Here is a 638-nt window from a genome sequence, read left to right as displayed (position 1 = left end):
ATGAGACGCCGAAAATCTGCGCCACGCCGGGGTATGACTACGATCGGGCTACGCCCTCACTCCGTCACACCCCGGCGCGAGTCTCATCCTGATTGACGCTGAATCTCACCTAGATTGCCGCTACGCACTGAAGCTTCGAACAGGCTGCGGGGATCCGCGTTGAACCGTGCCGGCGTAGAAGCATCCACATCGCGAACCCGTGAAGCATAACCGTCATCGGAAGCACGGCCTTTTGCCTTCGACGATCAGGGACCGGTCGATATGACTACTGTCCAGCCTTCCAAGCATCTCTTCCGGTGCATCACCAAGGTCGATGCCGAGATGATTGACCAGCCGCAATTCGCCCGCTTCGGTCATTTCTGCATAAAGCGAAAGCTCGCTATAAACCGGGCCACGCCGAACCAGCGATCCGCCTGAATTGTTGCAGACATTCTCATCAACATAGAAAGCCTTGAAGCGGACGATGATGATGCAGAACCCTAAGCCGAATCTGACTGGAAGATGCCACAAGTTTGTTTTGGTTGCGGGGGCAGGATTTGAACCTGCGGCCTTCAGGTTATGAGCCTGACGAGCTACCGGGCTGCTCCACCCCGCGCCAAGCGTAAATCCCTTTGGGATTTATCGCGACTACGCCAACG

1 protein-coding gene and 1 tRNA gene are annotated in these 638 nt (G+C 56.3%); both read right to left on the bottom strand.

Going from position 1 to position 638, the window contains the following annotated elements:
* Nucleotides 1-213 precede the first annotated feature (213 nt).
* A complete protein-coding gene (locus MRBLMR1_RS28265; RefSeq protein ID WP_500067053.1) occupies nt 214-510 on the bottom strand; it encodes a hypothetical protein in 297 nt (98 codons plus the stop codon).
* A gap of 8 nt (nt 511-518) precedes the next feature.
* A tRNA-Met gene (locus tag MRBLMR1_RS28260) sits at nt 519-595 on the bottom strand.
* Between the last annotated feature and the right edge of the window lie 43 nt (nt 596-638).

Origin of the sequence: Neorhizobium sp. LMR1-1-1.1, from assembly GCF_040675795.1 — a bacterium.
Lineage (GTDB): Bacteria > Pseudomonadota > Alphaproteobacteria > Rhizobiales > Rhizobiaceae > Neorhizobium > Neorhizobium cellulosilyticum.
This window is presented reverse-complemented; position numbering and strand designations above follow the sequence as displayed.